Here is a 23,856-nt window from a genome sequence, read left to right on the forward strand (position 1 = left end):
TGTGTTCTCCTCAGATCAGTGGGCAGCGGCCTGGGCCTTGGCGATCTCCTGGTTGCGCAGGAGGAAGCGCTGGATCTTGCCGCTGGGGGTCTTGGGCAGTTCCGCGACGAATTCGATCTCGCGGGGGTAGGCATGGGCCGAGAGGCGCTTGCGCACGTACTGCTGCAGCGCCTCGGCCAGGGGTTCGTCCGGCACGTGGCCGGCGTGCAGCACCACGAAGGCCTTCACCACCTCGGTGCGCTCCGGGTCGGGCTTGCCGATCACCGCCGCTTCGATCACCGCCGGGTGCTCGATCAGCGCGCTCTCCACATCGAACGGGCCGACCCGGTAGCCGGAGGTGGTGATCACGTCGTCGGCACGCCCGACGAAGCTGATGCTGCCGTCCTCGTTCAGCTCCACGGTGTCGCCGCTCAGGTAGTAGTCGCCGACGAAGGCGCGGGTCTGCATGGCGCGGTAGCCGGAGAACCAGAACAGCGGCGAGCGCGCCCGGTCCAGCGCGAGGATGCCCGGCTGGCCGGCCGGCAGCTCGCGGTGCTGCTCGTCCAGCACCACCACGCGGTGGCCGGGCATGGCGAAGCCGGCGGCCCCCAGGCGCACCGGGTGCTCCAGGGCGTGGTGGTTGCACAGCACCATGCCCAGCTCGGTCTGCCCGTAGTGGTCATGGATGGTGCAGCCCAGGCCCTCGGCGAACCAGCGGATCACCTCCGGCGTCAGCGGCTCGCCGGCGCTGCTCACCGCCCGCAGCCGGCCCTTCAGGGCGCCTTCCACCTCGTCGCGGGCGGCCAGCAACAGGCGGAAGGCCGTGGGCGAACCCGCCAGGTTGGTGATGCCGTACTCGCGGATCACCCGGCAGGTGCTCTCCACCGTGAAGCCGCCCTCGAAGAAGGTGGTGGCGTGCCCCATGGCCAGCGGACCGGTCACGGCGTAATACAGGCCGTAGGCCCAGCCGGGATCGGCAAGGTTCCAGAAGCGGTCCTCGGGGCGCAGGTCCACCGCGTCACGCATGTAGCTGACGAACGCGGGAATCGCCTTCAGCGGCACCTCCAGCGGCTTGGCCAGGCCGGTGGTGCCGGAGGTGAACATCAGCAGGAAGGGGTCCTCGGCCCGGCGCAGCACCGGCTCGAAGGCAGTGGCCTGGCGTTCCAGCTCCGGCCAGAAGTCATCGCCCACCGTCAGCACCGGCGGCGCGTTCTCCACCTCGTCCAGCTTGCTGCGGTTGCCTAGGTCGGTGACCACCAGCTTCGACCCGGCGCTGTGCACCCGGTGCTCGATGGCCTTGGGACCGAAGGCGGTGAACAGCGGCTGGTAGACCGCCCCCGCGCGCCAGGTGCCGAGGATGGTGATGAGCAGCTCCGGCGTGCGCGGCAGCATGCCCGACACGCAGTCACCCGCGCCGATGCCCCGGCTGGCCAGCAGGTTGGCGAAGCGGGCGGAGGCCGCGCGCAGCTCACCGAAGGTCCAGCGCGCCCGCTGGCCATCACGGCCCTCCCACACCAGCGCCAGGGCCTCCGGCGGGTGGCGGTCGCAGCATTCGATGCAGGCGTTGAGCGCCGCCGGATCACCGGCCAGCCCGGCCCAGGCGGCGTCGAGGTCGAAGGAATGGGCAGCCGAGAAGTAGTCGCGCATGGGTAACTCCGTCTTGTTCTTGTGGGGGGAGCGTGGGCGGATGATCCGGCGCACCTGCAGCACGGGCAATGTCGAAAGCCACCGATCAGGGCGAGCGTTTTTGACACTCGCCCCTGCGATCCAGAGCCCCGCGCAGGGTCCAAAAACGGTGACAGCGGCCAGTAGCAGCCCCTATCCTTGCCCTCCACCCGCCTGTAGGCACCGTTCCCGCTTTACCAAGGATTCCGCTATGCCCCATGAAGGCAGCTCGTTGCAGGTCGCCGTCGTCTTCCTGCTCGCCGCCGTCCTCGCCGTTCCGCTCGCCCGTCGCCTGCACCTGGGCGCGGTGCTCGGTTATCTGTTTGCCGGTCTGCTCATCGGCCCGTCCGTGCTCGGGCTGGTGAATGACCCGCAGAGCGTCGCCACGCTGTCCGAGCTGGGGGTGGTGCTGTTGCTGTTCATCATCGGCCTGGAGCTGTCGCCCAAACGTCTGTGGGTGATGCGCCGCTCGGTATTCGGCGTCGGCTTGGCCCAGGTGCTGTTTACCGGGGCCTTGATCGGCAGCGTGGCTGGGTTCGGCTTCGCCCAGAGCTGGCAGGCCTCGGTGGTGCTGGGCCTGGGCCTGGCGCTGTCGTCCACGGCGTTCGGCCTGCAGATCCTCGCCGAGCGCAAGGAGCTGACCAGCCCCCACGGGCGCCTGGCCTTCGCCATCCTGCTGTTCCAGGACATCGCGGCGATCCCGCTGATCGCCCTGGTGCCACTGCTCAGCGGCTCGGCCACCCCGGAGCAGGACGGCGGCGGCCTGCGCCACCTCGCCGAGGTGGTGGGCAGCATCGGCCTGGTGATCATCGGTGGCCGCTATCTGCTGCGCCCGGTGTTCCGCGTGGTGGCACGCACCGGCCTGCAGGAAGTGTCCACCGCCACCGCGCTGCTGGTGGTGATCGGCACCGCCTGGTTGATGGAAGAGGCCGGCGTGTCCATGGCCCTGGGCGCCTTCCTCGCCGGCTTGCTGCTGGCCGATTCGGAATACCGCCACGAACTGGAAGCGCAGATCGAACCCTTCAAGGGCCTGCTGCTCGGCCTGTTCTTCATCAGCGTGGGCATGAGCACCGACCTCGGGCTGCTATTGCGCCAGCCGCTGCTGGTGCTGGGCCTCACCCTGCTGCTGCTGGCCTGCAAGTTCCCGGTGCTGTACCTGGTGGCACGCATGGCGGGCCAACTGGTGCGACAGAGCGCCCTGCGCCTGGCCGTGGTGCTGGCGGCTGGCGGCGAGTTCGCCTTCGTGGTGTTCAAGATGGCCCGCGAGCACCGCCTGGTGGATGCCGACCTGCACGGCTATCTGGTGCTGGCCATCACCCTGTCCATGGCCATGACGCCCCTGCTGATCCTGCTGGTGAGCCGCTTCGCCAAGACGGCGCCGGCCCCCGTGGAGGTGCCCGAGGAGTACCAGCGCATCGAAGGCGATACCCCGCGCGTGGTGATCGCCGGCACCGGGCGCATGGGCCAGATCATCGCCCGTGTGCTGCACGCCCAGCGCGTGCCCTTCCTGGCGCTGGATACCTCGGTGGAAACCATCGAGCTGTCCCGCAGCCTGGGCCGCATCCCGATCTTCTACGGCGACCCGCTGCGCCCGGAGATCCTCCGCGCCGCCAAGGTGGACAAGGCCGAGTTCTTCGTCATCGCCACCGACGACCCGGTCACCAACCTGCGCACCACCGAACTGGTGCACCGGCTCTACCCGCACCTGAAGATCATCTCCCGCGCCCGTGACCGCCAGCACGTGCACCAGTTGCTCGACCTGGGCGCCATGCCGGTGCGCGAGACCTTCTATTCCAGCCTGGAGATGGCCCGGCAGATCCTCCTCGCCATGGGCCTGCCGCCCGAGCAGGCGGAGGCGCGCATCCGCCGCTTCCAGCGCCACGACGAGGAAGTCCTGGCGGCCCAGTACAAGGTCCACGGCGACACGGCTGCCATGCTGCAGACCGCCCGCGAGGCCCGTGCCGAGCTGGAGACCCTGTTCGACGCCGACCGCATCGAGGACCAGGCGGTCAAGTAGCTGCCCGCGTCCCGCCCTCCCCGCGCCGCCGGTCCACCCAGCGGCGCTGCCTTCCCGCCCCCATACCCGCAACCCTGAGCGGCCGAACGGCTTTCGGACTCGTCCCATGTGAGCGCTCCGACCCCAACGGCATTCTGGCCCCAGTCCCGAGATGCAGGGGCTGGAGAAGACCCCATCGACCCCACGCCTGCATCGAGGGCTCCTTTAAGACCTATCCACAAGGACCTTCAACGCATGCGCAAGCAGAGCCTTCGCAAACTCCCCCTGGCCCTGGCCGTCGGCCTCGCCACCCTGGCTTCCCAGCAGGCCATCGCCCACGGCTACATCGAAATCCCGAAATCCCGCTCCTTCATGTGCGCCTCCACCGGCGGCAACCTGAACGCCAGCTGCGGCGACATCCAGTACGAACCCCAGAGCGTTGAATACGCCCCGCCAGTTGACCATCACCTGAATGGCAAGTGGTGCGGCGGTACCTTCCAGGAATGTGGACCGGCAGAAGGCACCATTGCTGCAGGTGGCATCAAGCGCTTCAGCGAGCTGAACGAGCAGACCGCCACCCGCTGGAACAAGACCACCATCAAGCCCGGCCTGCAGGACTTCACCTGGTACTACACCCAGGGTCACGCCACGGCCTACTGGCAGTTCTACATCACCAAGAAGGACTGGAACCCCAACCAGCCGCTGACCCGCGACGCCTTCGAAGCCACGCCGATCGCCCACGAGCAGTTCATCCCGGGTGTACATGAGCGTCCCCAGGCCAACGGCAGATCCGTTCACAAGGTGAATGTGCCGGCTGACCGCAGCGGCTACCACGTGATTCTCGCCACCTGGCGCGTTGGCGACACCGACGCCACCTTCTACCAGGCCATCGACGTGAACATCGACAACGATCAGGCCGGTGGTGGCGAAACCCCGCCGCCCGCTCCGGAGTGGAACCTGATCGGTGCCGTGCAGCCGGAGCCACTGAGCGTCGGCGATACCGTGATCCTGCGCGCCTTCGACAAGAGCACCCAGCTGAACACCGTCGAGCTGAAGATCGCCACCGCTGAACAGGCCCAGGCCAACACCTGGCCCTTCCTGCTGGCCCAGAAGGTCAACGCCGGTGACTACGGCTACAAGCTCGGCGAACTGAACACCGCTGGTGAGATCGTCCCGAACTACGGCCGCAACGGCATCCACGTGAAGGCCGACAGCAAGGTCACCAACGTCGAAGTCCAGAAGGACAAGCCCTCCGTACCGGGTTCCCTGAACCTGACCGGCCTGGCCTCCAGCTACCAGATCAAGGACGGCAAGGCTGACCTGCACTTCAACGCCATCGCACAGGGCGGCGAGTACCAGATCAAGGCCACCGTGCTCAACACCAAGGGCGAGACCATCGCTCACAAGGAAGCCGCGCCGGGCAATACCCCGCACATCCACATGGCGCTGAACAACGTGGAAGCCGGCGAACATGACCTGGTGGTCGTGGCCACTCCGAAGAAAGGCGAGCTGCTGCAGCAGACTCACCGCTTCACCCTGATTGCCGAGCCGGGTAACGGCGGCGGCGAGAACCCGGGCGAAGGCGGTGGCGAGAACCCCGGCACCGGTGACTACGACTTCGTCTTCCCGGATGGTCTGCAGAGCTACAAGGCCGGCACCACCGTACTGGCGAAGGATGGCAACACCTACGAGTGCCTGCCGTTCCCGGCCAGCGGCTACTGCAAGCAGTGGACCAGCGGTTCCACCCAGTTCGAGCCCGGCAAGGGCACCCACTGGAACATGGCCTGGAAACGCAAGTAACCCGAGCCTGCAATAAAAGGAGCGTGGCGCCTAGCGCCACGCTCCTTTTCGTTTCAATGGGAACAGCGCCCCTGTCCACGACGCCTGGCTCGTGTGCAGCACCCACGTCCCGTCCACCGCACTGCTGATTCCGTCCTTCGCCCTGCGCATCGGCCATGCCCAGGCCGCATCCCGACCTTCTGACGGCCTGCTGCGCCCGGAAACCCTCCTTGGCGACGCGGCCAGCTTGCTGCAGCCCCGCACTCCTCGCCCTGTCCGGCCCTCCCGGCGGTACAGCTTCCTTCCCCATGCCTGCCGTCCCGAGCGGCCGAACGGCTTTCGGACTCGTCCAATGTGAGCGGTCCAGGCCCGACGGCATTCTGACCCCAGTCCCGAGATGCGGGGGCTGGAGAAGACATGATCGACCCCACGCCTGCATCGAGGGCTCCTTTGAAACCTACCCACAAGGACCTTCAACACATGCGCAAGCAGAGCCTTCGCAAACTCCCCCTGGCCCTGGCCATCGGCTTCGCCACCCTGGCCTCCCAGCAGGCCTTCGCCCACGGCTACATCGAAAGCCCGAAAGCCCGTTCCTACATGTGCGCCTCCTCCGGCGGCAGCTTGAACGCAGACTGCGGCAACATCCAATGGGAACCCCAGAGTGTCGAATACCGCCCGGGTTCCGACTTCCACCACGGTGGCAAGTGGTGCGGCGGTTCCTTCATGGAGTGCGGTCCGGCTGACGGCACCATCGCTGCTGGCGGCCACGACGCCTACGGCAAGCTGAACGAGCAGACCGCCACCCGCTGGGCCAAGACCACCATCAAGCCCGGCCCGCAGGACATCACCTGGTTCTACACCGCTGGCCACGCCACGGCCTACTGGCAGTTCTACATCACCAAGAAGGACTGGAACCCCAACCAGCCGCTGACCCGTGACAGCTTCGAAGCCACCCCGCTGCTGCACGAGCCCTACGTCGAAGGTGTGAGCGTGCGTCCCCAGGGCCAGGGCAGAACCACCCACCGCGTGAACGTCCCGGCTGACCGCAGCGGCTACCACGTGATTCTCGCCACCTGGCGCGTAGGCGACACCGACGCCACCTTCTACTCCGTCGTCGACGTCAATATCGACGGCGACCAGGCCGGTGGTGGCGAAACCCCGCCGCCCGCTCCGGAGTGGAACCAGATCGGCGCCGTGCAGCCGGAAGCCCTGAGCGTCGGCGACACCGTGACCCTGCGCGCCTTCAGCAAGACCGGCCCGCTGAACACCGTCGAGATGAAGATCGCCACCGCCGAACAGGCCCAGGCCAACACCTGGCCCTTCCTGCTGGCCCAGAAGGTCAACGCCGGTGACTACGGCTACAAGCTCGGTGAACTGAACGCCAACGGCGAGATCGTCCCGAACCACGGCCGCAACGGCATCCACGTCAAGGCCGACAGCAAGGTCACCAACGTCGAAGTCCAGAAGGACAAGCCCTCCGTTCCGGGTTCCCTGAGCCTGACTGGCCTTTCCTCCAGCTACCAGATCAAGGACGGCAAGGCTGACCTGCACTTCAACGCCATCGCACAAGGCGGCGAGTTCCAGATCAAGGCCACCGTGCTGAACGCCAAGGGCGAGACCATCGCTCACAAGGAAGCCGCGCCGGGCAACACCCCGCACTTCCACATGACCCTGGACAAGGCTGAAGCCGGTGCACACGACCTGGTCGTGGTCGCCACGCCGAAGAAAGGCTCCCTGCTGCAGCAGACCCACAGCTTCACCCTGATTGCCGAGCCGGGTAACGGCGGCGGCGAGAACCCGGGCGAAGGCGGTGGCGAGAACCCCGGCAGCGGTGACTACGACTTCGTCTTCCCGGATGGCCTGCAGAGCTACAAGGCCGGCACCACCGTACTGGCGAAGGATGGCAACACCTACGAGTGCCTGCCGTTCCCGGCCAGCGGCTACTGCAAGCAGTGGAACACCGGTTCCACCCAGTTCGAACCCGGCAAGGGCTCCCACTGGAACATGGCCTGGAAACGCAAGTAACCCGAGCCTGCAACAAACGGAGCGTGGCGCCTGGCGCCACGCTCCTCTTCATTTCCCTGGGAACACTGTTCATGTCCACTGCTCGTTACTCGCGTCCCCGCGCCCTGCTGCACTGGGGTTCGGCGCTGGTCATCCTCTGGGCCACCGTCACCGGCTTCGCCAATGCCCTGCTGGATGTCCCGGCGGCCCTGTCCGAGGCCATCGGTTTCATCAACGTCTCGCTCACTGCGCTGCTGATCCCGTTCTTCGTGCTGCGCATCGGCTACGCCCTGGCCCAGCCCGGCCCTGACGACATCGCCCACGGCAACGGCCTCGGCCAGTTCCTCGCCAAGGCGGGCCACCTGGCGCTGTACATCGCCACCGCCCTGGTGCTCGCCACCGGCGTGCTGATGATGGACCGCCCCATCGACCTGTTCGGCCTGGCCACCCTGCCGCAGCCGTTCGCCGAGCCGGTACTCATCGAATTCTTCAACAGCAGCCATCGCCTGTTCTGCGTGGTGCTGGCCCTGCTGGTCGCCGGCCATATCGGCGCCGTGGTGTTCCATCAACTGCGCGGCCACGCCGTGCTCGACCGGATGAAGCCCTGAGCCATGCTGCCGTCGCTGCGTCCCGACCTCCGCCTGCCGCTGCGCCGGGCCCTGCTGGCCCTGGCCGTGCTCGCCCTCGCCGGCTGGCTGGCCTGGCTCGCCCGGGATGCCTGGCACGCCCGCCAGGCCCTGGCCGCCGAGCTGGCCCAGCCGGCCCCCAGCGCCGCCGCCCCGGTGGCTGCCGAGGCCGCGCCGCTGGACAGCACCCTGGTGGCCCTGCTCTTCGGCGTGCTGCCCGCCAGCATTAGCCCCGAGGAGGCCGCCGAAGACGCCAGCACCAGCCTCTCGCTGGTGCTGATGGCGAGCCTGGCCGAACGCGGCGAGGCCGACTCCCGCGCGCTGATCGCCGGCCCGTCGGGCAGCGCCTTCTACCGCATCGGCGACCGTTTGCCCGGCGGCGCCGTACTGCGTGCCGTCGCCCCCGACCACGTGCTGCTGCAGCACGGCGGTCGCGACTACCGCCTGGGTTTCCCGCGCCCTGAAACCCGCCTTTTCGTACCCCGTCCGCCTGCGGCCGAAATCGCAAACGGGGCCCCCACCCACACGCCGGAGACCCGACCATGAAACTGCCCCGCGTGACCGGCGCGCTGCTGGTGCTTGGCACCCTGCTCGCCCCCCTTCCCGCGTTCGCCGAACGCAACGAATCCCGCCAATGGACGCTGAACATGAAGGACGCCGAACTGCGCGACCTGGTCAGCGAAGTCGGCGAAATCACCGGCAAGACCATGGTCCTCGACCCGCGCATGAGCGGTAAGGTCACCGTGCAGTCCAGCAGCGCGCTGGACCAGGCCGGCATCTACTCGCTGTTCCTCACCGTGCTGCGCAGCCAGGGCTACGCCGCCCTCGACCAGGGCGACCGCGTGCTGATCGTCCCCGTGGCCGACGCCAAGACCAAGGCCAGCGGCAGCGAGCAGGCGGCAGACGACGAGTTCGTCACCGAGGTCATCCCGCTGCGCAACGCCACCTCCGCCGAAGTGGCCGCCGTGCTGCGCCCGCTGGTGGCGGTGGACGCCTACGTCGCCCCCTCCAGCAGCTCCAACGCCCTGGTAGTGACCGACAGCGCCAGCAACGTCGGCCGCATCCGTTCCCTGGTGCGCGAGCTGGACAGCGCCGGCGAGCGCGCCTTCTCCACCCTCGGCCTCAAGCACGCCTGGGCCACCGACCTGGCCGCCACCCTCACCGAGAGCGTCAACCAGGGCAGCGGTGCCCCGGCCGGCGCCCGCGCCATCGCCGATGCCCGCAGCAACCGGCTGATCCTGGTCGGCCCGAGCCAGGCCCGCGAGCAGATGGCCACCCTCGCCCGCCAGCTGGACGTGCCCGGCAACGCCAACGACGGCACCCGCGTGGTGCGCCTGCACCACACCGACGCCAAGCAACTGGCCGACCTGCTCTCCGGCATCGGCAAGCGCATGGAAGTGGGCAACGGCGGCAAGGAAGGCCGTGCCGGCTCCATCCTCATCAGCGCCGACGAAAGCCAGAACGCCCTGGTGCTGATGGCCGAACCGGCCCAGCTGGCGACCCTCGACGCCGTGATTGCCCAGCTCGACCGCCCCCGCGCCCAGGTGCTGGTGGAAGCGGCCATCGTCGAAGTCAGCGGCGACATCAACGACGCCCTCGGCGTGCAGTGGGCCGGCCGTGGCGGCGACGCAGCCGGTTCCATCCAGTTCGGCGGCAGCGGCCTGACCATCGGCTCCCTGCTGGGCACCCTGCAGGACGGCAAGCGCCCCACCCTGCCCGACGGCGGTGTGATCGGCGTCGGCAGCGGCCACTTCGCCGCCCTGGTCACCGCCCTGTCCAGCGACTCCAACAACAACCTGCTCTCCACCCCCAGCCTGCTGACCCTGGACAACGAACCGGCGGAGATCCTCGTCGGTCAGAACGTGCCCTTCCAGACCGGCTCCTACACCACCGACGCGGCCGGTGCCAACAACCCCTTCACCACCGTCGAGCGCCGCGACATCGGCGTGACCCTCAAGGTCACCCCGCACATCAACGAGGGCAACAGCCTGCGCCTCAAGGTCGAGCAGGAGAGCTCCGAGCTGGCCGCCGCCCCGCCGGGCATCACCACCAGCGACGCCATCACCAACAAGCGCGCGATCAAGAGCACCATCCTCGCCGACAACGGGCAGATCATCGTCATCGGCGGCCTGATCAAGGACAACGTCAAGACCCAGGTCAGCAAGGTGCCGCTGCTGGGCGACATCCCCCTGATCGGCGGGCTGTTCCGCTCCACCAAGGAGGTCACCGAGAAGACCAACCTCATGGTCTTCCTGCGCCCCACCCTGCTGCGCACCAGCGAGGAGAGCGGCGAACTCGGCCAGCGCAAGTACAACGACCTGCGCAACCTGCGCAGCAACGACCGTGGCCCCAGCGGGCTGCTGCTGCCCAGCGACCCGCGCCAGCTGTTCGACAACGACGGCGGCCAGGTGCTGGACATGCGCGGAGCCAAGGGGCGATGAGCAGCGCGCGTCTGCCCTTCAGCTACGCCCGGCGCCACGGCGTGCTGCTGCACGGCGGCGAGCTGCTGTGCCGGGCCGGCGCCGAGCTGGCGATCCTCGCCGAGGTACGCCGCCAGCACGGCAGCGCCCTGCGCCCCCGGGTGCTGGACGCCGAGGCCTTCGCCCAGGCCCTGGCCAGCCACTACCAGGACGGCCAGAACGACGCCCGCGAAGTGGCTGACGGCCTGGGCGACGCCATGGCCGGCCAGGACGACCTGGCCAGCCTCGCCGAGCAACTGCCGCAGACCACCGACCTGCTGGAGCAGGAAGACGACGCGCCGATCATCCGCCTGATCAACGCCATCCTCGCCGAGGCGGTGAAGGCCAAGGCCTCCGACATCCACCTGGAGACCTTCGAGCGCCACCTCTCCGTGCGCCTGCGGGTGGACGGCCTGCTGCGCGAGATCCTCCAGCCCCGCCGTGAACTGGCCGGGCTGCTGGTGTCGCGGATCAAGGTCATGGCGCGGCTGGACATCGCCGAAAAGCGCATCCCCCAGGACGGTCGCATCGCCCTGCGCATCGCCGGCCACGAAGTGGACGTGCGCGTCTCCACCCTGCCCTCCACCCACGGCGAACGGGTGGTGATGCGCCTGCTGGACAAGCAGGCCGGCCGCCTCGACCTCAGCCGCCTGGGCATGGACCCCGGCACCCGCAGCCGCCTGGAAGGCGCCCTGGCGCGCCCCCACGGCATCCTGCTGGTCACCGGCCCCACCGGCTCGGGCAAGACCACCACCCTCTACGCCGGCCTGGCCAGCCTCAACAGCCAGACCCGCAACATCCTCACCATCGAGGACCCGGTGGAGTACCACCTGCCCGGCATCGGGCAGACCCAGGTCAACACCAAGGTGGACATGACCTTCGCCCGGGGCCTGCGGGCCATCCTCCGCCAGGACCCGGACGTGGTGATGGTGGGTGAGATCCGCGACCACGAAACCGCCGAGATCGCCGTGCAGGCCTCCCTCACCGGCCACCTGGTGCTCTCCACCCTGCACACCAACAGCGCCGTGGGCGCCGTCACCCGCCTGGTGGACATGGGCGTCGAGCCCTTCCTGCTGTGCAGCTCCCTGGTGGGCGTGCTGGCCCAGCGCCTGGTGCGGGTGCTCTGCCCCCACTGCAAGCAACCCGGCCCCGCCGACGACGCCGCCTGCGAGCACCTCGGCCTCGACCCGCAGGCACGCCCCACGCTCTGGCACCCGGTGGGCTGCGACGCCTGCCAGCACAGCGGCTATCGCGGCCGCCAGGGCCTCTACGAACTGGTGCTGCTGGACGAAGCCCTGCGCCAGCTGATCCACCAGGGCGCCGGCGAGGCCGAACTGACCCGCCACGCCCGCCGCCACGGCCCCAGCCTGTTCATGGACGGCCGCGACAAGGTGCTGGCCGGCGTGACCAGCCTCGAAGAACTGCTGCGCGTCACCCGGGAGGACTGAGATGGCCGCCTACGAATACCTCGCCATGGACCCGGGCGGCCGCAAGCTGCGCGGCGTGCAGGAAGCCGACAGCGAGCGCCAGGCGCGCCAGTTGCTGCGCGAGCGCAACCTGGTGCCGCTCAAGCTCAGGAACCACCGGGGCAGCACCCCGCGCGAGGGCGCCCCGGGGCGCAACCGCCAGGGGCTGTCCACCGCCGACCTGGCCCTGCTGACCCGCCAGTTGGCCACCCTGGTGCAGGCCGCCCTGCCCCTGGAAGAGGTGCTCGCGGCGGTCGCCGCCCAGTGCGAGAAGCGCGCCCACCAGGCCATGGTCCTGGCCATCCGCGCGCGGGTGCTGGAAGGCCACGGCCTGGCCCGCGCCATGGCCGAGTTCCCCCGCGCCTTCCCGGCGCTGTACCGCGCCACCGTGGCCGCCGGGGAGCGCGCCGGCCACCTGGCCCAGGTGCTGATGCAACTGGCCGACTACACCGAGGCCCGCCAGGCGGCGCGCCAGCAACTGCAGCTGGCCATGCTCTACCCCAGCATCCTGCTGGTGGCGGCCTTCGGCATCGTCGGCTTCCTGCTCGGTTTCGTGGTGCCGGACGTGGTCAAGGTGTTCATCGACAGCGGCCAGGAATTGCCCGCCCTGACCCGTGGCCTGATCGCCGCCAGCGCCGGCCTGCAGGCCCACGGCCTGCTGATGCTGCTGCTCGTCGCCGGCGCAGCGGTGGGCGTGCACCTGGCCCTGCGCCGCCCCGCCACGCGCCTGGCCTGGCACGGCCTGCAGCTGCGCCTGCCGGTGGTGGGCAAGGTGCTGCGGGCGAGCAACTGCACCCGTTTCACCAGCACCCTGGCCATCCTCGGGCGCAGCGGCGTACCGCTGGTGGACGCCCTGGAAATCGCCGCCGAAGTGGTGGCCAACCAACGGATTCGGACGAGTCTCAAAGACGTGGCGCGCTCGGTGCGAGAAGGTGGCGGCCTGACCCGGGCACTGGAGCGCAGCGGCCACTTCCCGCCGATGATGCTCTACCTGATCGCCAGCGGTGAGCGCTCCGGCGAGCTGGACGCCATGCTCGACCGCGCCGCCACCCAGCAGGAAACCCAGCTGGCCAACCGCATCGCCATGCTCGTCGGACTGTTCGAGCCGGCGATGCTGGTGTTCATGGGCGCCAGCGTGCTGCTCATCGTCCTGGCGATCCTGATGCCCATCCTCAGCCTCAACCAACTCATCACCTGAAGGCAGGCACACCCATGCACACCCGCAACCGGCAACGGGGTTTCACCCTGATCGAAATCATGGTCGTCGTGGTCATCCTCGGCGTCCTCGCCGCACTCGTGGTCCCGCAGATCATGAACCGCCCGGACCAGGCCAAGGTCACCGCCGCCCGCAGCGACATCAAGGCCATTGCCATGGCGCTGGACATCTACAAGCTCGACAACCACGGCTACCCCAGCACCCAGCAGGGCCTCGAAGCGCTGGTCAGCAAGCCCAGCGGCACCCCGGCCGCACGCAACTGGAACCCCGACGGCTACCTCAAGCGCCTGCCCGTCGACCCCTGGGGCAACCCCTACCAGTACGTGGTGCCCGGCAGCCGGGGCACCGCCTACGACCTGTTCTCCTTCGGTGCCGACGGCCGTGCCGGCGGCGAAGGCCTGAATGCCGAGATCGGCAACTGGGACCTCTGATGCAGCGCTGGCGCCACCGCACCCCGCCGGCTCGCCAGGGCCGAGGCTTCACCCTGCTGGAAGTGCTGGTGGTGATCCTCATGGTCGGCCTGCTGGCCAGCACCCTGACCCTCGCCCAGAGCGACCACGGCCCGCAGCACGCCAAGCGCGAAGCCGAGCGCCTGCGCAGCCTGCTCGGCCTGCTGCGCGAGGACGCCATGCTGGAGCGCCAGGAACTGGGCGTGCGCATCGAACCCGACGGCTACTCCGTGCACCGACTGGACACCGACGGCCGCTGGATCCCGGCCAGCGACTACCGCCCGCAGCAGCTGCCCGACAGCCTGCGCCTGCACCTGGAACTGGGCGAGCAGGCCCCCGGCCTGGGCGCCCCCGTGCCCGGCCCCGGCCCCCAGCTGCTGGTGCTCTCCAGCGACGAGCTGACGCCCTTCAGCCTGCAGATCGAGGTGCGCGGCCGGCCGGTGCTGGAACTGTCCAGCGACGGTCTGGAGGAGGTGCGCGTTGAAACGCTCTGACGGCTTCACCCTGCTGGAAGTGATGGTTGCCCTGGCGATCTTCGCCACCCTCTCCGTCGCGCTCTACAGCGCCGCCACCCACGTCGCCCGCAACAGCGCCGGGCTGGTGGAACGCAGCCTCGCCAGCTGGCTGGCGGACAACCGTCTCAACGAACTGCGCGTCGGCCTGCTGGCGCCGCAGATGGGCCACCGGGAAGAGCGCATTGCCTTCGCCGGCCGCGAATGGCTGCTGGCCGTGGAAGTGGGCAACGCCCCCGACCCGCGCCTGCTGGAAGTGGACGTGGCCGTCGCCGTGCCCGGCCGCCCCCCGGTGACCCGCGCGCGCCTGAACGGCTTCATCGAGGCCCGCCCATGACCCAGCGCGGCTTCACCCTGCTGGAAGTGCTGATCGCCATCGCCCTGTTCAGCCTGCTCGGCCTGGCCAGCTACCAGCTGCTGCAGCGGGTGCTGCACAGCGAACAGCGCATCGAATTGCACGAACAGCAACTGCGCAGCCTGCAGCGGGCCCTGGACATCCTCCAGCGCGACCTCTGGCAGGCCGTACCCCGCCCCCTGCCCGACGACCCCAGCCGGCGCCAGGCGCTGATCGGCCGAGACGACCGCCTGCGCCTGCTGCGCGGTGGCGCGGCCAACCCCCTCGGCCAGCCCCGCAGCGACCTGCTGCTGGTGAGCCACCAGTGGGAAGACGGCGAATGGTGGCGCGAATTCCGTAACCCCGACGACGGCGCCACCCGCCGCCAGCGCCTGCTGCAGGGCGTCACCCTGCTGCGCCTGGGCTACATCGACGCCCAGGGCGCGCGCCACGACAGCTGGCCTGCCAGCGGCGGCGCCCTGGCCTTGCCGGCCGCCGTGGACCTGGTGCTCGACGCACCGGGCTACCCGGAGCTGCGCCGGGTGATCCTCCTGCCCGGTAGCGAGGGCCAGCGTGATGACTGAACACCGCCAACGCGGCGTCGCCCTGCTCAGCGTGCTGCTGGTCACCGCCCTGGTGACCCTGGTGGTGGCCGACATGCTCGCCCGCCAGCGCCTGAGCCTGGCCGCCACCGCCCGCCAGCTGGACCAGCAGCACCTCTGGCAGATGGCCCTGAGCGGCGAGACCTGGGCCCGCCAGCAACTGCGGGACGACCTGGCCAACCGCGAAGACCCGCCCCAGGTCCACCTGGGCCAGGGCTGGGCACGTACGCCACAGCGCTGGGACCTGGGCGGCGGCCAGGTGCAGGTGCGCATCGAAGACCTGGCCGGCCGCTTCGACCTCGACCACCTGCGGGTCGGCCGCAGCGACCTGCAGCGCGCCCGCTACCAGCGCCTGCTGGCCCAGCTCGACGTGCCCGCCCACGACCCCGCGCGCCTGCCCACCCGGCCCGGCCCCGGCGGCAAGGCCCAGGGCCTGCTGGACGCCAGCGAGCTGCTGCGCCTGGGCGACCTCGCCCCCCAGGACTTCGCCCGCCTGGCGCCCCACGTGGCCACCCTCGGCGGCGCGTCCCTCAACCTCAACACCGCCTCGGCTGTGCAGCTGGCGAGCCTGGAAGGCCTCGACCCGTCCCTCGCCCGCACCCTGGTGCAGGCACGCCCCGCCGACGGCTGGGCCACGGTGCAGGACTTCCTCGAACTGCCCCTGCTGCAGGGCCGCGAAGTGCGCGCCCCGGGCCTGGCCGTGGACAGCCGCTTCTTCCGCATCCACCTGCTGGCCGAGCTGGGCGACCGCCGCCTGCACCTGGCCAGCGACCTGCACCTGGAACAGGACGGGCACCTGCGGGTGCTGCGTCGCCAGGTGCTCCCATCCCCTTCAACGACGGAGTGACCCCCGTGCACGCCTGGCTCCACCTGTCCACCCCCGCCGCCGACAGTCCTGCCACCTGGTGGACGGCCACCGGCGCCCCCGCCCAGGGCAACCTGGAGCAGGCCGCCAAGGCACTGGCCGGCCACGCCCTGACCCTGCTGCTGCCCGCCGAGGCTGCCAGCCTGCACAGCGTCGAGGTCCCGGCGCGCAGCGGCCGCTGGCTGCGCCAGGCGGTGCGCTCCGCCCTGGAAGAACGCCTGCTGGACGACCTGGACCGCCTGCACCTGGCCCAGGGGCCGCTGCAACAGGGTCGCCAGTGCCGGGTGATCGCCCTCGACCGCGCCTGGCTCAGTGCCTGCCTGGAGCGCCTGTCCGCCGTGGGGCTGACGCCCCGGCGCATCCACCTCGACGCCGACTGCCTGCCCCCCGGCCAACCCCTGGCCCTGCGCTGTGCCGGTCGCTGGCTGGTGGGCGGCGCACCCGGCCTCTGCGATGCCCTGGACGACGAAACCCTGGCCGCCAGCGCCGTGCTGCTGCCCAGCGACCTGCAACAGCGGGAAGACGAACCCTGGGCGCTGCTGGCCGAAGGCAGCCGCCAGGCCATCGACCTGCGCCAGGGCGAGTTCGCCGGTGGCGACCGCCGCGCCATGCCCTGGGGCACCCTGGCCCTGCTGCTGGTGCTCGCCGGCAGCGGCCAATGGCTGCACGACCGCATGCAGCGCCAGACCCTGGAGCAGGCCACCGCCACCCTGGAGGCCGAGAACCTCGCCCAGTGGCAGGCCCGCGTGCCCGACGAGCCCCGCGTGGTGGACCTGGAGCGCCAGGTGCGCGCCCGCCTGGCCAAGGCCGATCAGCCCGACACCGACCTGGCCCGCAGCCTGGAGCACCTGGCGCGCACCTGGAGTGCCGGCGGCGGCGCCCTGGCCAAGGTCCAGCGGCTCGACTACCAGGCCGGCGAAGGCTGGACCCTGCGGGTCGGCAGCGCCTCCTTCGCCGACCTCGAACGCCTGCGCGAAGGGCTCACCGGCCAAGGCCTGGCGGTGCAGTCCGACGCCGGCGCCCGTGACGCCCAGGGCGTCAGCGCGCGCCTGCAGATCGCCACCCCCTGACCCCAGGAGCCCCCATGTCGCCCGCCACCCTCACCGCCCCCTTGCGCCAGCGCTGGGACCAGTTGCCACCCCGTGAGCGCCGCGCCCTGCTGCTGCTCGTGCTGTTCCTCACCCCGGTGCTGGCCTGGACCCTGCTCCTGCAACCGGAGCGCGCCGCCCTGCAGCACGCTCAGCAGCAGTACCAGCAGGCTCAGATGCTGCGCTTCGACCTCACCCGCCTGCCCGCCAGCGCCCCCCGCGCCAGCCTGGACGCCAAGGCCCTGCCCGGCCTGCTGGCCCGCTCCGGCGCAGAGGCGCAACTGAACATCGAGCGCATGGACAACGAAGCCGGCGGCGCCATCCACCTCACCCTGGAAGGCAGCCTCGACGCCCTGCTGGGCTGGCTGCAGAGCGTGGAACGGGCCGGCGCCCGGGTCACCCGCCTGGGCCTTGAAGTGAACCCCGACGCCCTCGCCCGCGCCCGCCTGCTGGTGGAACCGGGGCACTGACTCCGGGCGGGCATATTCAGACCTTCTTCCTGTCTTCTTTCCCTGAGTAGTGAGCGCACTCGGTGCTGATGCCAGTCTTGGAATGGTGGGGCGGGGATAACCGCCCCTTCAGGAGGCCGAGCGCAGTCGTCGTGTAGGGGGTTGAGCGACATGGATGTCGCGAGAGCGCTGCTGGGCCAGGGATGGCCCGTCAGCGCGTGCCCCTGGAACGACGATGGAGTGAGGGAAGTCCCGCGCAGCGGGACCCGTATGCAGGGGCAAGCCCTTTTGGCTCCTTTTGGGGCGACTGCCAAAAGGGGCTCGCCCGGGAGGGCGAAACATGTGCCATCAGCAGAACTCCGATAACCAGCCGGGCCTGAATAAACACTTCCCGCACCCTCCCAGACCCATTCATCACCCACAGTGATAGTCACCTTCGCAGCGTTCGATTCGTTCCGCTCAGCCCCGCGACGCAGACTCCGCCCACTCACAAGTCCAACTGGCGGAGCTACACATGGAACAGACCCCCCACAAACCCTGGCGCACCGGCCTTACCCTCGCCGCAATGCTGGTGCTCGCGGCCTGCGGCAAGACGCCCGAGGCCCCGATGAACCAGGCCGCCGCCAAGGTCAGCGTTGCCGAAGTGCTGCAGCAGCCGATCAACGAATGGGATGAATTCACCGGGCGCCTGGAAGCCCCCGAATCCGTCGAGATCCGTCCCCGCGTCTCCGGCTACATCGACAAGGTGGCCTTCCACGAAGGCGGCCTGGTGAAGAAGGGCGACCTGCTCTTCCAGATCGACCCGCGCCCCTTCCAGGCTGAAGTGAAACGCCTGGAAGCCCAGCTGCAGCAGGCCCGCGCCGGCCTCAACCGTGCCCAGAACGAAGCCCGCCGTGGTGACCGCCTGCGCCAGAGCAACGCCATCTCCGCCGAGCTGGCCGACGCCCGCACCAGCGCCGCCGCCGAGGCCCAGGCCAATGTCGCGGCGATCCAGGCGCAACTGGACAACGCCCGCCTCAACCTCGGCTTCACCCGCGTCACAGCGCCCATCGAGGGCCGCGTCAGCCGTGCCGAGATCACCGAAGGCAACCTGGTCAACGCCGGCGAATCGCTGCTGACCTCGGTGGTCTCCACCGACAAGGTCTACGCCTACTTCGACGCCGACGAGCGCGTGTTCCTCAAGTACGTGGAGCTGGCCCGCAAGACCGGTGCCGACGCCCGTGGCGCCAGCCCGGTGTACCTGGGCCTGTCCAGCGAGACCGGCAACCCGCACCAGGGCCAGCTGGACTTCCTCGACAACCAGGTCAACCCGCGCACCGGCACCATCCGTGGCCGCGCCGTGTTCGACAACGCCGACGGCCAGTTCACCCCCGGCCTCTACGCCCGGGTCAAGCTGGTGGGCAGCGACACCTACCCCGCCGCTCTGGTGAAGGACGAAGCCATCGGCACCGACCTCGGCAAGAAGTACGTGCTGGTGCTGGGCGACAACAACACCGTGAGCTACCGCCCGGTGGAGCTGGGCCCGAAGGTGGAAGGCCTGCGCATCATCCGCACTGGCCTGGCCAAGGGCGAGAAGATCGTCGTCAACGGCCTGCAGCGCGCCATGCCCGGCGCCACCGTGGACCCGCAGGCAGTGCCCATGGCCGACGACAAGACCCTCGCCCGCCTGGACGACCTGCGCCGCTCGGTGGAGGGCCGCGATGCCCCGCGCGTGGCCGAACAGAACGCAAAACCCTCCGTCAGCCCGCGCGGCTGAGGTAGTACGCCATGAATTTTTCCCAGTTCTTCATCAAGCGGCCGATCTTCGCCGCCGTGCTGTCGCTGCTGATCCTGATCGGCGGCGCCATCTCGCTGTTCCAGCTGCCCATCAGCGAATACCCCGAAGTGGTGCCGCCCACGGTGGTGGTGCGCGCCAACTTCCCCGGCGCCAACCCCAAGGTGATCGGTGAAACCGTGGCCTCGCCGCTGGAGCAGGCCATCGTCGGCGTGGAAGGCATGCTCTACATGTCCTCCCAGTCCACCAACGACGGCAAGCTCACCCTCACCGTGACCTTCGCCCTGGGCACCGACCTGGACAACGCCCAGGTGCAGGTGCAGAACCGCGTCACCCGCACCATGCCCACCCTGCCAACCGAAGTGCAGCGGCTCGGCGTGACCGTGGACAAGGCCTCCCCGGACCTGACCATGGTGGTGCACCTGACCTCGCCGGATCAGCGCTACGACATGCTCTACCTGTCCAACTACGCCGCGCTCAACGTCAAGGACGAGCTGGCGCGCCTGGACGGCGTGGGCGATGTGCAGCTGTTCGGCATGGGCAACTACTCCCTGCGCGTGTGGCTGGACCCGAACAAGGTGGCTTCGCGCAACCTGACCGCCACCGACGTGGTCAACGCCATCCGCGAACAGAACCGCCAGGTCGCCGCGGGTGCCCTCGGCGCGCCGCCGTCGGATGCCGGCAACAGCTTCCAGCTCTCCATCAACACCCAGGGCCGCCTGGTCACCGAGGAAGAGTTCGAGAACATCATCATCCGCGCCGGCGACGACGGCGAGATCACCCGCCTGCGGGACATTGCCCGGGTCGAGCTGGGTTCCAACCAGTACGCCCTGCGCTCGCTGCTGAACAACCAGCCGGCGGTGGCCATCCCGGTGTTCCAGCGCCCCGGCTCCAACGCCATCGCCATCTCCGATGCGGTGCGCCAGCGCATGGCCGAGCTGAAGCAGGGCTTCCCCCAGGGCATGGACTACGAAATCGTCTATGACCCGACCATCTTCGTGCGCGGCTCCATCGAGGCAGTGGTGCACACCCTGCTCGAAGCCATCGTGCTGGTGGTGCTGGTGGTGATCCTGTTCCTGCAGACCTGGCGCGCCTCGATCATCCCGCTGGCCGCCGTGCCGGTGTCGCTGATCGGCACCTTCGCGGTGATGCACCTGTTCGGCTTCTCCCTCAACGCCCTGTCGCTGTTCGGCCTGGTGCTGGCCATCGGCATCGTGGTGGACGACGCCATCGTCGTGGTGGAGAACGTCGAGCGGAACATCGGCCTCGGCAAGTCGCCGGTGGAGGCCACCCGCCAGGCCATGAAGGAAGTGACCGGCCCCATCGTCGCCACCGCCCTGGTGCTGTGCGCGGTGTTCGTGCCCACCGCCTTCATCTCCGGCCTCACCGGGCAGTTCTACCAGCAGTTCGCGCTGACCATCGCCATCTCCACGGTGATCTCGGCGTTCAACTCCCTGACCCTGTCGCCGGCACTGGCCGCCGTGCTGCTGAAGGACCACCACGCGCCCAAGGACCGCTTCTCGCGCCTGCTGGACCGGCTCTTCGGAGGCTGGCTGTTCGGCCCGTTCAACCGCTTCTTCGACCGCGCCGGCAAGGGCTACGTCGGCACCGTGCGCCGTGTGCTGCGCGGCAGCAGCATCGCCATGCTGGTCTACGGCGGCCTGCTGCTGGGCGGCTACCTGGGCTTCTCCAGCACCCCCACCGGCTTCGTGCCGCAGCAGGACAAGCAGTACCTGGTGGCCTTCGCCCAGCTGCCGGACGCCGCCACCCTCGACCGTACCGAGGCCGTGATCAAGCGCATGTCCGAGATCGCCGCCAAGCACCCGGGCGTGGAGAACACCGTGGCCTTCCCCGGCCTGTCCATCAACGGCTTCACCAACAGCCCCAACAGCGGCATCGTGTTCACCCCGCTCAAGCCCTTCGATGAGCGCAAGGACCCGTCCATGTCCGCCGGGGCCATCGCCGCCGCCTTGAACCAGGAGTTCGCCGGCATCCAGGACGCCTACATCGCCATCTTCCCGCCGCCGCCCGTGCAGGGCCTCGGCACCATCGGCGGCTTCCGCTTGCAGGTGGAGGACCGTGGCGGGCTGGGCTACGAGGAGCTGTACAAGCAGACCCAGAACATCATCGCCAAGGCGCGCCAGCTGCCGGAGCTGAACCCCATGTCGGTGTTCACCAGCTACCAGGTCAACGTGCCCCAGGTGGATGCCGCCATCGACCGCGAGAAGGCCAAGACCCACGGCGTGGCCATCAGCGACATCTTCGACACCATGCAGGTGTACCTGGGTTCGCTGTACGCCAACGACTTCAACCGCTTCGGCCGCACCTACCAGGTCAACGTCCAGGCTGACCAACCGTTCCGCCTGGAGCCCGAGCAGATCGGCCAGCTGAAGGTGCGCAACAACCGGGGCGAGATGATCCCGCTGTCCACCTTCGTCAAGGTCGACAACAGCTCGGGCCCGGACCGCGTCATGCACTACAACGGCTTCATCACCGCCGAGATCAACGGCGCCGCCGCCCCCGGCTACAGCTCCGGCCAGGCCGAGGACGCCATCGCCAAGCTGCTCAAGGAAGAGCTGCCCAACGGCATGACCTACGAGTGGACGGACCTGACCTACCAGCAGATCCTCGCCGGCAACACCGCGATCTTCATCTTCCCGCTCTGCGTGCTGCTGGCCTTCCTGGTGCTGGCCGCCCAGTACGAAAGCTGGAGCCTGCCGCTGGCGGTGATCCTGATCGTGCCGACCGTGCTGTTCTCCGCCATCGTCGGGGTGATCCTCGCCGGCAGCGACAACAACATCTTCACCCAGATCGGCCTGATCGTACTGGTGGGCCTGGCGTGCAAGAACGCCATCCTCATCGTCGAGTTCGCCAAGGAGAAACAGGAAGAAGGCCTCGACCGCCTGGCCGCGGTACTGGAAGCCTGCCGCCTGCGTCTGCGCCCGATCCTGATGACCTCCATCGCCTTCATCATGGGCGTGGTGCCCCTGGTGCTGTCCTCCGGTGCCGGTGCCGAAATGCGCCATGCCATGGGTGTAGCGGTGTTCAGCGGGATGATCGGCGTGACCTTCTTCGGCCTGCTGCTGACCCCGGTGTTCTATGTGTTGATCCGCGGCTTCGTCGAGAAAGGCGAAGCGCGCAAGGCGGCCAAGGCCCAGAAACTCAAGGAACTGCACGCATGATCAACAAGGCATTCGCCCCTGCCCTGCTGGCCCTCGCCTTGAGCGCCTGCGCCGTGGGCCCGGACTACAAGGCCCCCGAGAGCGAGCCCGCGCGGCTCGCCTCGGCCGAGGCCACCCCGGTCGACCGTTCGCATTTCGAGAGCCTCTGGTGGCAGCAGTTCGACGACCCGACCCTGAACCAGCTGGTGCAGCAGTCCCTCGAACAGAACCGCGAGCTGCGCGTGGCCTTCGCCCGCCTGCGCGCCGCCCGTGCCATCCGTGACGACGTCGGCAACGACCAGTTGCCGGTGATCACCAGCCGCGCCGCTGCCCAGGGCGGCAAGGCCCAGCAGCCCGGCCAGACCGAGGACCGGGTGACCACCGAGCGCTACGACCTGGGCCTGGACATGGCCTGGGAACTGGACCTGTTCGGCCGCATCCAGCGCCAGATCGAAGCCAGCGACGCCGAGGCCGGCGCCGCCCAGGCCGACCTGCAGCAGTTGCAGGTCAGCCTCATCGCCGAACTGGTGGACGCCTACGGCACCCTGCGCGGCGCCCAGCTGCGCGAGGGCATCGCCCGCGAGAACCTGAAGAACCAGCAGGAATCCCGTGGCCTCACCGAGCAACTGCGCGACGCCGGCGTCGGCAGCGAGCTGGACGTGCTGCGCGCCGACGGCCGCCTGGCCGCCACCGAAGCCACCCTGCCGCAACTGCAGGCCATCGCCAGCCGCGCGCGCAACCGCATCGCCACCCTCCTCGGCCAGCGCCCGGACCAGCTCAGCGTGGACCTGTCGCCCAAGCCGCTGCCGGTGATCGCCAAGCAACTGCCCATCGGCGACCCCGCCGAGCTGCTGCGCCGCCGCCCGGATGTCGCCGCCGCCGAACGGCGCCTGGCCGCTGCCACCGCCAACGTCGGCGTGGCCACGGCGGACCTGTTCCCCCGGGTCAGCCTCTCCGGCTTCCTCGGCTTCACTGCCGGACGCGGCTCGCAGATCGGCTCCTCCGCCGCCCGCGCCTGGGGCGTGGCGCCCACCATCAGCTGGGCCGCCTTCGACCTCGGCAGCGTGCGGGCCCGCCTGCGCGGCGCCGAGGCCGAAGCCGACGGCGCCCTGGCCAGCTATGAACAGCAGGTGCTGCTGGCGCTGGAAGAGTCCGAGAACGCCTTCAGCGACTACGGCAAGCGCCAGCAACGCCTGGTCGCCCTGGTGCGCCAGTCGGAAGCCACCCGCGCCGCCGCCGAGCAGGCCGCCGTGCGCTACCGCGAAGGCACCGTGGACTTCCTCGTGCTGCTGGACGCCGAACGCGAACGCCTGGCCGCCGAAGACGCCCAGGCCCAGGCCGAAGTGGAGCTCTACAGCGGCATCGTCGCCATCTACAAGGCCCTCGGCGGCGGCTGGCAGCCCCAGGCCTGAGTGTTGCCCTTGCCCGACCG

19 protein-coding genes are annotated in these 23,856 nt (G+C 69.5%); 18 read left to right on the forward strand and 1 reads right to left on the reverse strand.

Going from position 1 to position 23,856, the window contains the following annotated elements; all coding sequences use genetic code 11:
* Positions 1–15: 15 nt before the first annotated feature.
* Positions 16–1,626 (reverse strand): acyl-CoA synthetase, encoded by a 1,611-nt coding sequence (locus tag BM198_RS16860; RefSeq protein ID WP_074971442.1) that lies wholly within the window; start codon positions 1,624–1,626, stop codon positions 16–18.
* A 229-nt stretch (positions 1,627–1,855) separates the two neighbouring features.
* Between BM198_RS16860 and BM198_RS16865 the strand changes: the two genes are divergently transcribed.
* The 18 genes from BM198_RS16865 (at position 1,856) to BM198_RS16950 (ending at position 23,836) form a co-directional block, all read left to right on the forward strand.
* Positions 1,856–3,661 carry a monovalent cation:proton antiporter-2 (CPA2) family protein gene (locus tag BM198_RS16865; RefSeq protein WP_074971443.1) on the forward strand — a complete coding sequence of 602 codons (1,806 nt, stop codon included), beginning with the start codon at positions 1,856–1,858 and terminating at the stop codon, positions 3,659–3,661.
* A gap of 234 nt (positions 3,662–3,895) precedes the next feature.
* A complete protein-coding gene (gene gbpA, locus BM198_RS16870) occupies positions 3,896–5,440 on the forward strand; it encodes an N-acetylglucosamine-binding protein GbpA (protein ID WP_074971444.1) in 1,545 nt (514 codons plus the stop codon).
* A gap of 459 nt (positions 5,441–5,899) precedes the next feature.
* Positions 5,900–7,444, forward strand: coding sequence for an N-acetylglucosamine-binding protein GbpA (gene gbpA / locus BM198_RS16875; RefSeq protein ID WP_074971445.1), 1,545 nt, complete (start codon positions 5,900–5,902; stop codon positions 7,442–7,444).
* Between the two features lie 71 nt (positions 7,445–7,515).
* Positions 7,516–8,031 (forward strand): cytochrome b, encoded by a 516-nt coding sequence (locus tag BM198_RS16880; RefSeq protein WP_044411827.1) that lies wholly within the window; start codon positions 7,516–7,518, stop codon positions 8,029–8,031.
* A 3-nt stretch (positions 8,032–8,034) separates the two neighbouring features.
* Positions 8,035–8,595, forward strand: coding sequence for a type II secretion system protein N (locus tag BM198_RS16885; RefSeq protein WP_074971446.1), 561 nt, complete (start codon positions 8,035–8,037; stop codon positions 8,593–8,595).
* Positions 8,592–10,490 (forward strand): type II secretion system secretin GspD, encoded by a 1,899-nt coding sequence (gspD, locus tag BM198_RS16890; protein WP_074971447.1) that lies wholly within the window; start codon positions 8,592–8,594, stop codon positions 10,488–10,490. Before BM198_RS16885 ends, gspD begins: the two co-directional genes overlap by 4 nt.
* Positions 10,487–11,956, forward strand: a complete 1,470-nt coding sequence (gene gspE / locus BM198_RS16895) for a type II secretion system ATPase GspE (RefSeq protein ID WP_074971448.1) — start codon at positions 10,487–10,489, stop codon at positions 11,954–11,956. The genes gspD and gspE overlap by 4 nt, the downstream gene beginning before the upstream one ends.
* A 1-nt stretch (position 11,957) precedes the next feature.
* A complete protein-coding gene (gspF, locus tag BM198_RS16900; RefSeq protein ID WP_044411834.1) occupies positions 11,958–13,172 on the forward strand; it encodes a type II secretion system inner membrane protein GspF in 1,215 nt (404 codons plus the stop codon).
* A gap of 14 nt (positions 13,173–13,186) precedes the next feature.
* Entirely contained in the window at positions 13,187–13,621 is a 435-nt protein-coding gene (gspG, locus tag BM198_RS16905) for a type II secretion system major pseudopilin GspG (protein ID WP_044411837.1), read from the forward strand.
* Positions 13,621–14,133 carry a type II secretion system minor pseudopilin GspH gene (gspH, locus tag BM198_RS16910; RefSeq protein ID WP_074971449.1) on the forward strand — a complete coding sequence of 171 codons (513 nt, stop codon included), beginning with the start codon at positions 13,621–13,623 and terminating at the stop codon, positions 14,131–14,133. Before gspG ends, gspH begins: the two co-directional genes overlap by 1 nt.
* The gene (gene gspI / locus BM198_RS16915; RefSeq protein WP_074971450.1) at positions 14,120–14,488 is read left to right on the forward strand and encodes a type II secretion system minor pseudopilin GspI; all 369 of its coding nucleotides are present in this window, start codon (positions 14,120–14,122) and stop codon (positions 14,486–14,488) included. The genes gspH and gspI overlap by 14 nt, the downstream gene beginning before the upstream one ends.
* Positions 14,485–15,069 carry a type II secretion system minor pseudopilin GspJ gene (gene gspJ, locus BM198_RS16920; protein WP_044411843.1) on the forward strand — a complete coding sequence of 195 codons (585 nt, stop codon included), beginning with the start codon at positions 14,485–14,487 and terminating at the stop codon, positions 15,067–15,069. The genes gspI and gspJ overlap by 4 nt, the downstream gene beginning before the upstream one ends.
* The gene (gene gspK, locus BM198_RS16925) at positions 15,062–15,934 is read left to right on the forward strand and encodes a type II secretion system minor pseudopilin GspK (protein ID WP_074971451.1); all 873 of its coding nucleotides are present in this window, start codon (positions 15,062–15,064) and stop codon (positions 15,932–15,934) included. Before gspJ ends, gspK begins: the two co-directional genes overlap by 8 nt.
* Positions 15,935–15,939: 5 nt before the next feature.
* On the forward strand, positions 15,940–17,022 hold the full coding sequence (gspL, locus tag BM198_RS16930) for a type II secretion system protein GspL (protein WP_074971452.1): 1,083 nt from the start codon (positions 15,940–15,942) through the stop codon (positions 17,020–17,022).
* Positions 17,023–17,036: 14 nt separating this feature from the next.
* Positions 17,037–17,510 carry a type II secretion system protein GspM gene (gspM, locus tag BM198_RS16935; RefSeq protein WP_044407465.1) on the forward strand — a complete coding sequence of 158 codons (474 nt, stop codon included), beginning with the start codon at positions 17,037–17,039 and terminating at the stop codon, positions 17,508–17,510.
* A 493-nt stretch (positions 17,511–18,003) separates the two neighbouring features.
* On the forward strand, positions 18,004–19,245 hold the full coding sequence (gene mexE, locus BM198_RS16940; RefSeq protein ID WP_074971453.1) for a multidrug efflux RND transporter periplasmic adaptor subunit MexE: 1,242 nt from the start codon (positions 18,004–18,006) through the stop codon (positions 19,243–19,245).
* 11 nt (positions 19,246–19,256) lie between these two features.
* Positions 19,257–22,445, forward strand: a complete 3,189-nt coding sequence (locus BM198_RS16945) for an efflux RND transporter permease subunit (protein ID WP_074971454.1) — start codon at positions 19,257–19,259, stop codon at positions 22,443–22,445.
* On the forward strand, positions 22,442–23,836 hold the full coding sequence (locus BM198_RS16950; protein ID WP_044407474.1) for an efflux transporter outer membrane subunit: 1,395 nt from the start codon (positions 22,442–22,444) through the stop codon (positions 23,834–23,836). Before BM198_RS16945 ends, BM198_RS16950 begins: the two co-directional genes overlap by 4 nt.
* Positions 23,837–23,856 lie beyond the last annotated feature (20 nt).

It is taken from the genome of Metapseudomonas otitidis, assembly GCF_900111835.1.
Lineage (GTDB): Bacteria > Pseudomonadota > Gammaproteobacteria > Pseudomonadales > Pseudomonadaceae > Metapseudomonas > Metapseudomonas otitidis.

What these genes read in the sequence shown, in the direction of transcription:
- BM198_RS16860 (WP_074971442.1), bottom strand. Translation starts at nt 1,626, where the DNA reads ATGCGCGACTACTTCTCGGCTGCCCATTCCTTCGACCTCGACGCCGCC.
- BM198_RS16865 (WP_074971443.1), top strand. Translation starts at nt 1,856, where the DNA reads ATGCCCCATGAAGGCAGCTCGTTGCAGGTCGCCGTCGTCTTCCTGCTC.
- gbpA (WP_074971444.1), top strand. Translation starts at nt 3,896, where the DNA reads ATGCGCAAGCAGAGCCTTCGCAAACTCCCCCTGGCCCTGGCCGTCGGC.
- gbpA (WP_074971445.1), top strand. Translation starts at nt 5,900, where the DNA reads ATGCGCAAGCAGAGCCTTCGCAAACTCCCCCTGGCCCTGGCCATCGGC.
- BM198_RS16880 (WP_044411827.1), top strand. Translation starts at nt 7,516, where the DNA reads ATGTCCACTGCTCGTTACTCGCGTCCCCGCGCCCTGCTGCACTGGGGT.
- BM198_RS16885 (WP_074971446.1), top strand. Translation starts at nt 8,035, where the DNA reads ATGCTGCCGTCGCTGCGTCCCGACCTCCGCCTGCCGCTGCGCCGGGCC.
- gspD (WP_074971447.1), top strand. Translation starts at nt 8,592, where the DNA reads ATGAAACTGCCCCGCGTGACCGGCGCGCTGCTGGTGCTTGGCACCCTG.
- gspE (WP_074971448.1), top strand. Translation starts at nt 10,487, where the DNA reads ATGAGCAGCGCGCGTCTGCCCTTCAGCTACGCCCGGCGCCACGGCGTG.
- gspF (WP_044411834.1), top strand. Translation starts at nt 11,958, where the DNA reads ATGGCCGCCTACGAATACCTCGCCATGGACCCGGGCGGCCGCAAGCTG.
- gspG (WP_044411837.1), top strand. Translation starts at nt 13,187, where the DNA reads ATGCACACCCGCAACCGGCAACGGGGTTTCACCCTGATCGAAATCATG.
- gspH (WP_074971449.1), top strand. Translation starts at nt 13,621, where the DNA reads ATGCAGCGCTGGCGCCACCGCACCCCGCCGGCTCGCCAGGGCCGAGGC.
- gspJ (WP_044411843.1), top strand. Translation starts at nt 14,485, where the DNA reads ATGACCCAGCGCGGCTTCACCCTGCTGGAAGTGCTGATCGCCATCGCC.
- gspK (WP_074971451.1), top strand. Translation starts at nt 15,062, where the DNA reads ATGACTGAACACCGCCAACGCGGCGTCGCCCTGCTCAGCGTGCTGCTG.
- gspM (WP_044407465.1), top strand. Translation starts at nt 17,037, where the DNA reads ATGTCGCCCGCCACCCTCACCGCCCCCTTGCGCCAGCGCTGGGACCAG.
- mexE (WP_074971453.1), top strand. Translation starts at nt 18,004, where the DNA reads ATGGAACAGACCCCCCACAAACCCTGGCGCACCGGCCTTACCCTCGCC.
- BM198_RS16945 (WP_074971454.1), top strand. Translation starts at nt 19,257, where the DNA reads ATGAATTTTTCCCAGTTCTTCATCAAGCGGCCGATCTTCGCCGCCGTG.
- BM198_RS16950 (WP_044407474.1), top strand. Translation starts at nt 22,442, where the DNA reads ATGATCAACAAGGCATTCGCCCCTGCCCTGCTGGCCCTCGCCTTGAGC.